At 70.8% G+C, this 9,150-nt stretch carries 10 protein-coding genes; 6 read left to right on the top strand and 4 right to left on the bottom strand.

What is annotated here, in order from left to right; translation table 11 throughout:
* Window positions 1–148: 148 nt before the first annotated feature.
* The gene (locus VIU94_RS03985; protein ID WP_331907574.1) at window positions 149–724 is read right to left on the bottom strand and encodes an RNA polymerase sigma factor; all 576 of its coding nucleotides are present in this window, start codon (window positions 722–724) and stop codon (window positions 149–151) included.
* A 123-nt stretch (window positions 725–847) separates the two neighbouring features.
* On the bottom strand, window positions 848–1,243 hold the full coding sequence (locus VIU94_RS03980) for a hypothetical protein (protein WP_331907578.1): 396 nt from the start codon (window positions 1,241–1,243) through the stop codon (window positions 848–850).
* 164 nt (window positions 1,244–1,407) lie between these two features.
* Here VIU94_RS03980 and VIU94_RS03975 point away from each other — a divergent pair, with 164 nt between their 5' ends.
* Window positions 1,408–2,154 (top strand): Clp protease N-terminal domain-containing protein, encoded by a 747-nt coding sequence (locus VIU94_RS03975; protein ID WP_331907572.1) that lies wholly within the window; start codon window positions 1,408–1,410, stop codon window positions 2,152–2,154.
* Window positions 2,155–2,203: 49 nt separating this feature from the next.
* Here VIU94_RS03975 and VIU94_RS03970 read toward each other — a convergent pair whose 3' ends face one another.
* On the bottom strand, window positions 2,204–2,773 hold the full coding sequence (locus VIU94_RS03970; RefSeq protein ID WP_331907570.1) for a hypothetical protein: 570 nt from the start codon (window positions 2,771–2,773) through the stop codon (window positions 2,204–2,206).
* Window positions 2,774–2,905: 132 nt separating this feature from the next.
* A complete protein-coding gene (locus tag VIU94_RS03965) occupies window positions 2,906–4,534 on the bottom strand; it encodes a beta-N-acetylhexosaminidase (protein ID WP_331907568.1) in 1,629 nt (542 codons plus the stop codon).
* A 180-nt stretch (window positions 4,535–4,714) separates the two neighbouring features.
* Between VIU94_RS03965 and VIU94_RS03960 the strand changes: the two genes are divergently transcribed.
* From VIU94_RS03960 to VIU94_RS03940, 5 genes are all read left to right on the top strand, one after another.
* Complete coding sequence (locus VIU94_RS03960) at window positions 4,715–5,290, top strand: 2-oxo-4-hydroxy-4-carboxy-5-ureidoimidazoline decarboxylase (RefSeq protein ID WP_414720881.1); 576 nt, start codon at window positions 4,715–4,717, stop codon at window positions 5,288–5,290.
* A 212-nt stretch (window positions 5,291–5,502) separates the two neighbouring features.
* A complete protein-coding gene (gene sdhC / locus VIU94_RS03955) occupies window positions 5,503–5,883 on the top strand; it encodes a succinate dehydrogenase, cytochrome b556 subunit (RefSeq protein ID WP_015035721.1) in 381 nt (126 codons plus the stop codon).
* Window positions 5,884–5,891: 8 nt separating this feature from the next.
* A complete protein-coding gene (locus VIU94_RS03950) occupies window positions 5,892–6,368 on the top strand; it encodes a succinate dehydrogenase hydrophobic membrane anchor subunit (protein WP_331907566.1) in 477 nt (158 codons plus the stop codon).
* A gap of 25 nt (window positions 6,369–6,393) precedes the next feature.
* Entirely contained in the window at window positions 6,394–8,148 is a 1,755-nt protein-coding gene (gene sdhA / locus VIU94_RS03945; protein WP_331907564.1) for a succinate dehydrogenase flavoprotein subunit, read from the top strand.
* Window positions 8,148–8,906, top strand: coding sequence for a succinate dehydrogenase iron-sulfur subunit (locus VIU94_RS03940; RefSeq protein ID WP_331907562.1), 759 nt, complete (start codon window positions 8,148–8,150; stop codon window positions 8,904–8,906). Before sdhA ends, VIU94_RS03940 begins: the two co-directional genes overlap by 1 nt.
* The last annotated feature ends 244 nt before the right edge of the window (window positions 8,907–9,150 follow it).

Here is a 9,150-nt window from a genome sequence, read left to right as displayed (position 1 = left end):
GCGGGCTCGCCGGACGGCCGGCCGCCGTCGCTCCTGGCGTGCAGCGCGCCCCGCAGCGCGTCGGCGAACGGCGTGGAGAACGGCTCGGCGGCCGGCTCCGCGAACGGCTCGGCGCCCGCCGGATTGTCCCGGGGGTCCCGCTGGCGTGTCATGTCCCGTCCTTCTGCCCCTGCGGCTGCTCGGCGGCCAGCAGCCCGGCCAGTTTCCTCAGTCCCCGGTGCCCCGCGGTGCGGACCGCGCCCGGGCGCTTGCCCAGGACCCGTGCCGCCGCCGGGCCGTCGAGGCCGACGACCACGCGCAGGAGCACGGCCTCGGCCTGCTCCCGCGGCAGGGCACGGATCAGGGCGAGCGCCTGCCCCGTCGACAGCGTCTCAAGCGCCGCCGCCGCGGTGTCGTGCGCGCCGGGCAGTTCCAGCACGTCCTGCTCCAGCAATGCCGTACGGGGCCGGCGCCGCTGCTTGCGCAGATGGTCCAGCGCCCGGTGGCGGGCGATCGTGGCCGTCCACCCCCGGAACCCGGCCCCGTCGCCGCGGAACCGTCCCAGGTCCCGGGCGATCTCCAGCCAGGCCTCGGAGGCCACGTCCTCGGCGTCCTCCCCGACCAGTCCCCGTACGTAGCCCAGCAGTCCCGGATGCACGATCCGGTACGCCCGGGCAAAGGCGTCCTCGTCCCCGCCCTGGGCCCGCTCGACGGCGACACCCAGCTCCGCGTCGTACGCCCCCACACTTCCCTACTTCGTACCGACTCGGCACCGGTCATCGTGCCCATGCCCCCGTGGGCGCGCGCACGCGCCCCAGTCGATCAGCGCCCCCGCTCACAGAAACGTCACAGCGCGGGTGAGAAAACGTCACAGACAGCGCACAGGTGTGCGGATGCGCCCGTGGAGCAGCAGAAAGAACCGCTCGACGGAGTCCTCCGGACCGTTCTCGAACCGGTTGACCACCTTCCCGAGCGGGTTCCACGCCCGGCCGTCCGGCATCCGGACGCCCACCGGCTGCCCGAAGTACCCGCGCTGCGCGTCGTCGAAGTCCACCCAGAGGCCGCCGGCCCGGCGCACGATCACCTCGCCGGTGTACGCGCCGAGCCCGCGCAGGATCGCGTCGACCCGCACCCGCTCCGGCCGGTCGCGCCGGAGCCCGTCCACGACCAGGTCCACGAGGCGCAGGCTGGCCACGGAGTAGTCGAGCGGCAGGCGGTTGCGCCGGGTCAGTCCCGCGACGAAGCGCGTGACGTAGGGCCGCATTCCGTCCGCCGTCGGCAAGCTCACAGAATCTTCATCCACGCCTCACCAAGCGCCGTGCCGCGCAAGATCGTCACGCCCGTCGAACGTGTCCGTGATCACATCTGGAACGGGCGGGTGTCAACCATCGGTTGACACATCGCGGGCGTCAACCTAAGGTTGCCTCCATGACGAATCCTGGCGGAACGAACATCCCGGTACGTCTCGACGACCTCATCGAGGCGATCAAGAAGGTCCACCCCGACACCCTCGACCAGCTCTCCGACGCGGTCCTCGCGGCCGACCACCTCGGCGACCTGGCCGACCACCTCATCGGCCACTTCGTCGACCAGGCACGACGCTCCGGCGCGTCCTGGTCGGACATCGGCCGCAGCATGGGCGTCACCCGGCAGGCCGCCCAGAAGCGCTTCGTGCCGAAGGAGCCGGATGCCGCGCAGATGGACTCGAGCGCCGGGTTCAGCCGGTTCACCCCGCGCGCCCGGAGCGTGGTCGTGGCCGCGCAGGAGGAGGCCCGGACGGCAGGCAACGACGTGACGGCGCTCGGCCACCTGACCCTCGGCCTGCTCTCCCAGCCCGCGTCGCTCGCCATGAACTGGCTGGGCACGCGGGGCGTGACGGCGGAGGCGGTACGGGACGCGGTGACGCCGACGCTGCCGCCGGCCGCAGCGAAGATCCCGGCGCTGATCCCGTTCGACGCGGACGCGAAGAAGGTCCTGGAGCTGACCTTCCGCGAGGCACTGCGCCTCGGGCACAACCACGTCGGCACGGAGCACATCCTGCTCGCGCTCCTGGAGCACGAGGACGGCAAGGGCGTGCTGTCAGGTCTCGGCCTGGACAAGGCGGAGGCGGAGACCCAGATCGGCGAGGCGGTGGCCTCGATGGCCGCGTCAGTCATGAAGACCGAGAAGGACTGACGGTACGACGGAGGGGCCCGCCGAACGGCGGGCCCCTCCGTCTTACTCGTCAGCTCGTACGCGCCCGGCGCGAGACCACGGCCTTGAGGACGCGGCGGCCCTCCGTCGACAGGTCCCGGGCACGGCGCAGGCCGGTCGGGCCGTGCGCCGCGGAGTCGAGGACGGCCTGCTGGCGGCGGAGCTCGCCGGCCAGCAGCGGCCCCGCGCCCGCGGGCTCGCCGGAGCGGCAGCGCTCCACGAGGGCGGGGCGCTCGGACTCCTCCCCCGCGTCGAACCCGGCGTGCAGGACGAGCGCGGTGGCCGAGCAGGCGTCGGCCCAGGCGCGCAGCGGCTCGGCGGCCCAGTCGGCGGGGGCGTCCCCGAGCATCGCGCGCACGTCCGCGGCGTACGGCCCGTCCGCGCCGTCGAGTTCGACCCCGGCCTTGGCGACCGCCTCGCCCCAGGCCACCCCACCGCCCGCGCGCGCCACGGCGGCCCACGCGGGCCGCAACACGTCCGCGGCCTCGGGGTCGAGCAGCGGCAGGCAGCGGTCCAGGCATGCGAGCCCGGCGGCGGCAAGAGTCCGCTCGTCGGCCACGGCGATCATTTCCAGCAGGCTTCGGCTCGTTGCCGACGTCATGGGACGCCTCCCGTCGCGGACGCAGTACTTCCTCCTACTGCGCCGACTGGCGTGATTTCGTCACTGTGCGGCCGAAATCATGCCACTGGCGTATGCCCCTGCCTAGAGGTCGGCAGCGCGCGGCACACGGGCTCACCGCACCTGCCCCGCCAGCGCTCTGAACCGCTCCCAGCTCAGGGCCGGCGGCCGGGCGTCCCAGAGTTTCTGGGCCGTCGCCGTCAGGGGCAGGCGGATGCCGGCCGCCACCTGGGACTGGGTCTGGGAGTTGGCGAGGTCGCACCAGACGGCGAAGCGGCCGCCGAGGATCTGGGCGTCGTAGCGGGACGGGACCGCGGTCGTGCCGCGCAGGACCCTCGGAGTCCACTGCTCGTATATGCGGCGGCCGGTGGGATAGGTGAACTGGTTCGGCTCGCCCAACACGTAGTAGAGGTACGAGTCGTTGAGGTTCACCACCTTGCGACCCTCCGCCAGGTACTCCGCCGGCGGCCGCGCCCCGATCTCCTTGCCGGTCCAGTACTCGACCTCGATGCGCCGGTCCGCGGTCACCTTCCCGCCCCGGAAGAAGCCGTCGTTCCACGCCTTCGCCGTCTTGCCGGCGCCGCGCACCACCGCCGCCCGGTCGTTCAGCCAGCCCTCGGCCAGGTCCTGCACGCCGGCCCCGGGGCCGTACTTCCGGGTCGCCGCGCTCGCCAGCTGCGGGTACGAGGCGGCCGGGTTCCGCACCGTCAGCGCCTGGTACTCGTCGGCGCCGACGTGGAACCAGCCGCCGGGGAACAGCGCCGCGTACTCGCGCAGCAGCTCGTCGACGATCCGGGCCGACTCGGGCTTCGAGATGTCGATCGCGCCCTGCCGCGGCACACCCTGCACGTTGCGCAGCTGCAGGTCGGGGTGGGCTCTCAGGACCGCTCCGAGGTGTCCGGGGGAGTCGACCTCCGGCACGACGGTGATGTGCAGGCTCCGCGCGAGCTCGATGATGCGGCGCACCTCGGCCTTGGTGAGGTGCGCGTCAGAGACGATCTCCGGGTGGCTGTCCGAGGCGATCCGGAACCCCTGGTCGTCGGCGAAGTGCAGCTCGAACTGGTTGAGCTTCAGGTCCGCCATCTCGCGCAGCCGGTCCTCGATCCAGCCCGCCGTGAAGTACTTGCGGGCGATGTCGACCTGGAGGCCGCGCTGCGGCTTCGCGGGCCGGTCGCGGATCACGCCCTCGGGCACCGCCCCGCCGGACCGCACCGCCTGCTTGACCGTGCGGGTGCCGTAGAAGACACCGGCCTCGTCCGGCCCGGTGATCCGCACCCGGCCGTCGGCGGCGGTGAGGGTGTACGACTCGGGCGCGCCGCTGCCGCCGAGCGCGAGCTCGATGTCGCCGGGCCCGGCGGCCGCGGCGCCCCGGAAGGCGATCTTCAGCTCGTCGGCGAGCAGCTTCGCCTCGTCGGTGAGCGCCTCGCTGCCGGCCGGGACGACGATCCCGGCGTCCGGGCCCGGCCGCCAGCCGGGGCCGCGGGCGGGCTGGTGCGACTGGACGGCGGGGATGGTGCGGGGCGCGACGGAGAGCGGGTACGTCCGGGTCGGCGAGGGCTTGGGGGACGGGGCGGCGCTGGTGACCGGGGCCGACGCGGAGGAGGCGCTCGGCGTGGGCGTCCCGCCGCCGCCGGACCCCTGCGCACCGTTCGAACAGGCCGTCACGGCCGTCGCCACCGCGGCAGCCACCAGAACCGGGCCGGGCCGCCGGCCGCGTACGAGACCGCTTATGAGAGGGCGCATCACTCGGCATCCTCCCCCGAATGGCTCTTACCGGCCATTCGGGGCAAGTCACCCAACTCGCGTAATCCGCTCGATATCAGCCCGCCATTCGTCCATCCCGGTTTCCGAAACCCTCCCTTCCGGGTGAAATTCGCGCATCCGTCGGACAGGTCCTTGGACCCCTCGATAGCGTGACGCCACATCCACCTCACCCTTCCCGCGTCGGAGCTCACGCTGACCAGCGACACCCACGCCGCCCGCTCCACGAACCCCGCCTCGCCCGCCATACCTGCCCAGCACGGCAGCGCCCGGCACCCCGGCGGCCTCGCCGGCTTCAACTCCGCCCCGCGTCCCAACGCCGAGACCACGCTGCTCGCCTGCTGCGGCAGCCGCCGCTGGGCCGAGCGGATCGCCGCCCACCGGCCGTACCCCACGCTCGACGCGCTGCTCGCCGCCGCCGACGAGGCCAGCTACGACCTCGCCGCCTCCGACCTCGACGAGGCCCTGGCCCGCGAGTCCTCCGCCGCGCCGGCCCCGAGCGCCCCGGCCGCCGCGCAGACCGCGCTGCGCGCCGCCCACGCCGCGTACGAGAGCACCTTCGGACACGCGTTCGTGATCAGCCTGGCCGGAGTGCGGCCCGACGAGCGGCTCGACCAGGTCCTCGCCGGCATCCGGTCACGTCTCGGCAACGAAAGGGACGAGGAGCGGGCGGTGGCCGCCGACGAGCTCCGTCGGCTGGCGCGCTCCCGGCTCACCCGTTCGGTCGCAGACGCGTGAGGTCGCCCGGAATATGGGCGATCCGGGGCTGATCGATAGACCGTACGTGCCTGTTTGATCACACCTATGGACCCCGCGCGAGCGAACCGACAAGTCGTCGCTACGATGACCGGGGCCGGTGGACCGTACCCGGCCGGGCCAGACCGACAGAGCTGTCACACGTGGTAGAAGCTGGCGGCCGGCTCTAATCCCCGCTCCCGGAGGGTAATTCCGTGCCGGCTGGAACGCTGTACCGCGGCCGGGAAGGAATGTGGTCCTGGGTGGCTCATCGAGTCACCGGCGTCCTCATCTTCTTCTTCCTGTTCGTACACGTGCTGGACACCGCGCTCGTCCGCGTCTCGCCCGAGGCGTACGACGAGGTCGTCGCGACCTACAAGACGCCGATCGTCGCACTCCTCGAGTACGGCCTGGTGGCCGCGATTCTCTTCCACGCGCTCAACGGCCTCCGGGTCATCGCCGTGGACTTCTGGTCCAAGGGCCCGCGCTACCAGAAGCAGATGCTCTGGACCGTCGTGGGCATTTGGGTCGTGCTGATGGCGGGCTCGCTGTACCCCGTCCTCGGCCACGCCGCACGTGAACTGTTCGGGAGCTGACCTCAGACATGTCTGCTGACACCACTTCCGCGATCGGTCCCGTCGAGGGCGCAGAGGCCTACGACGTGGACAACCCGGCCCCGTACATCGAGGCCCCCCGCAAGCGCACCGGCAAGACCCCGCGCGCGACCCGCGGCAACTTCGAGATGGCCGCATGGCTCTTCATGCGCCTGTCCGGCGTCGTCCTCGTCGTGCTGGTCCTCGGTCACCTGCTGATCCAGCTCTTCCTGGACGGCGGCGTCTCCAAGATCGGCTTCGCCTTCGTGGCCGGCCGCTGGGCGTCCCCGTTCTGGCAGACCTGGGACCTGCTGATGCTGTGGCTCGCCATGCTGCACGGCGCCAACGGCCTGCGTACCGTCGTCAACGACTACGCGGAGCGGCCGAACACGCGCCTGTGGCTCAAGGGCCTGCTGTACACCGCCACGGTGTTCACCATCCTTCTGGGCACGCTGGTGATCTTCACCTTCGACCCGAACATCCGCTAGGCACGGGGCTGAGGTAAACCACGTCATGAAGATCCACAAGTACGACACCGTCATCGTCGGCGCCGGTGGCGCCGGCATGCGCGCCGCCATCGAGGCGACGAAGCGCAGCCGCACCGCCGTGCTGACAAAGCTCTACCCCACCCGCTCCCACACGGGCGCCGCGCAGGGCGGCATGGCCGCCGCGCTGGCGAACGTGGAGGAGGACAACTGGGAGTGGCACACCTTCGACACGGTCAAGGGCGGTGACTACCTGGTCGACCAGGACGCCGCTGAGATCCTGGCGAAGGAGGCCATCGACGCCGTCCTCGACCTGGAGAAGATGGGCCTGCCGTTCAACCGGACCCCGAACGGCACCATCGACCAGCGCCGCTTCGGCGGTCACTCGCGCAACCACGGCGAGGCCCCGGTCCGCCGGTCCTGCTACGCCGCGGACCGCACCGGCCACATGATCCTCCAGACGCTGTACCAGAACTGCGTCAAGGAGGGCGTGGAGTTCTTCAACGAGTTCTACGTCCTGGACCAGCTCATCGTCGAGGTCGACGGCGTCAAGAAGTCCGCCGGCGTGGTCGCGTACGAGCTGGCCACCGGCGAGATCCACATCTTCCAGGCCAAGGCCGTGATCTACGCCTCCGGCGGCACGGGCAAGTTCTTCAAGGTGACCTCCAACGCGCACACGCTGACGGGTGACGGCCAGGCGGCCTGCTACCGCCGCGGTCTGCCGCTGGAGGACATGGAGTTCTTCCAGTTCCACCCGACGGGCATCTGGCGCATGGGCATCCTGCTGACGGAGGGCGCCCGCGGTGAGGGCGGCATCCTCCGCAACAAGGACGGCGAGCGCTTCATGGAGAAGTACGCGCCGGTCATGAAGGACCTCGCGTCCCGTGACGTCGTCTCCCGCTCCATCTACACGGAGATCCGCGAGGGCCGCGGCTGCGGTCCCGAGGGCGACCACGTCTACCTGGACCTGACGCACCTTCCGCCGGAGCAGCTCGACGCCAAGCTCCCGGACATCACCGAGTTCGCCCGTACGTACCTCGGCATCGAGCCGTACACGGACCCGATCCCGATCCAGCCCACCGCGCACTACGCCATGGGCGGCATCCCGACCAACGTCGAGGGTGAGGTCCTCAGCGACAACACCACCGTCGTCCCGGGTCTGTACGCGGCCGGCGAGGTCGCCTGCGTCTCCGTGCACGGCGCCAACCGTCTGGGCACCAACTCGCTGCTCGACATCAACGTCTTCGGCAAGCGCTCGGGCATCGCCGCCGCCGAGTACTCCGCCAAGCACGACTTCGTCGAGCTTCCGGAGAACCCGGAGTCCCTGGTCGTCGCGCAGATCGAGAAGCTGCGCAACTCCACGGGCAACGAGCGGGTGGCCGACATCCGTCGTGAGCTCCAGGAGACGATGGACGCCAACGTGATGGTGTTCCGCACCGAGCAGACGATCAAGACGGCCGTCGAGAAGATCGCCGAGCTGCGCGAGCGCTACGAGAACGTGTCCATCCAGGACAAGGGCAAGCGCTTCAACACGGACCTCCTGGAGGCCGTCGAGCTGGGCAACCTGCTCGAGCTGGCCGAGGTCATGGCCGTCTCGGCCCTGGCGCGCAAGGAGTCCCGCGGCGGTCACTACCGCGAGGACTACCCGAACCGCGACGACGTCAACTTCATGCGCCACACCATGGCGTACCGCGAGGTCGGCGAGGACGGCTCCGAGACCGTCCGTCTCGACTACAAGCCGGTCGTCCAGACCCGCTACCAGCCGATGGAGCGTAAGTACTGATGGCTACCCCCGTACTGGACAAGGTCGAGGCGGAGTCCGCCGCCTCCCCGTACATCACGGTCACCATGCGCATCCGCCGCTTCAACCCCGAGGTGTCGGACGCGTCGGTCTGGGAGGACTTCCAGATCGAGATCGACCCGAAGGAGCGCGTGCTCGACGCCCTTCACAAGATCAAGTGGGACGTCGACGGCACGCTGACCTTCCGCCGCTCGTGCGCGCACGGCATCTGCGGCTCGGACGCGATGCGGATCAATGGCAAGAACAGGCTCGCCTGCAAGACGCTGATCAAGGACATCAACCCCGAGAAGCCGATCACGGTCGAGGCCATCAAGGGCCTCACGGTGATGAAGGACCTCGTGGTCGACATGGAGCCGTTCTTCCAGGCGTACCGGGACGTCATGCCGTTCCTGGTCACCAAGGGGAACGAGCCGACCCGCGAGCGCCTGCAGTCCGCCGAGGACCGCGAGCGCTTCGACGACACCACCAAGTGCATCCTGTGCGCCGCGTGCACGTCGTCCTGCCCGGTCTTCTGGAACGACGGCCAGTACTTCGGTCCGGCCGCGATCGTCAACGCGCACCGCTTCATCTTCGACTCGCGTGACGAGGCGGGCGAGCAGCGCCTGGAGATCCTGAACGACAAGGACGGCGTGTGGCGTTGCCGCACGACGTTCAACTGCACGGACGCCTGCCCGCGTGGCATCGAGGTCACGAAGGCGATCCAGGAGGTCAAGCGCGCGCTGATCACGCGTCGCTTCTGACCCGCTGACGCGGCCGCGCGCCGCGTCCGCTCGCACAGGGAAGGCCCCGACTCCCCCGAGGAGTCGGGGCCTTCCGCGTGCGCGGTGCTCATGTGCCAGGATCTGAGGCAGCGTTGGCGGCCCAGGAGAGCGGGGATTGATGAGCGAGCCGAACCCTTATGCGGACGGGGAGTACCAGTGGGGGCCCGACGGACGATCGGGGACGCCTCCCTACGGCTATCCGCAGGCGGGCACACCCGGTTAC

Origin of the sequence: Streptomyces sp. (assembly GCF_036566765.1) — a bacterium.
Taxonomy (GTDB): Bacteria; Actinomycetota; Actinomycetes; order Streptomycetales; family Streptomycetaceae; genus Streptomyces.
The sequence above is the reverse complement of the archived record's forward strand: the minus strand, read 5'-3'. Positions and strand labels throughout refer to the sequence as shown.

Coding starts and splice junctions, on each gene's coding strand:
- VIU94_RS03980 (WP_331907578.1), bottom strand. CDS start 1,243: ATGCGGCCCTACGTCACGCGCTTCGTCGCGGGACTGACCCGGCGCAAC.
- VIU94_RS03940 (WP_331907562.1), top strand. CDS start 8,148: ATGGCTACCCCCGTACTGGACAAGGTCGAGGCGGAGTCCGCCGCCTCC.
- VIU94_RS03975 (WP_331907572.1), top strand. CDS start 1,408: ATGACGAATCCTGGCGGAACGAACATCCCGGTACGTCTCGACGACCTC.
- VIU94_RS03970 (WP_331907570.1), bottom strand. CDS start 2,773: ATGACGTCGGCAACGAGCCGAAGCCTGCTGGAAATGATCGCCGTGGCC.
- VIU94_RS03965 (WP_331907568.1), bottom strand. CDS start 4,534: ATGCGCCCTCTCATAAGCGGTCTCGTACGCGGCCGGCGGCCCGGCCCG.
- VIU94_RS03950 (WP_331907566.1), top strand. CDS start 5,892: ATGTCTGCTGACACCACTTCCGCGATCGGTCCCGTCGAGGGCGCAGAG.
- sdhA (WP_331907564.1), top strand. CDS start 6,394: ATGAAGATCCACAAGTACGACACCGTCATCGTCGGCGCCGGTGGCGCC.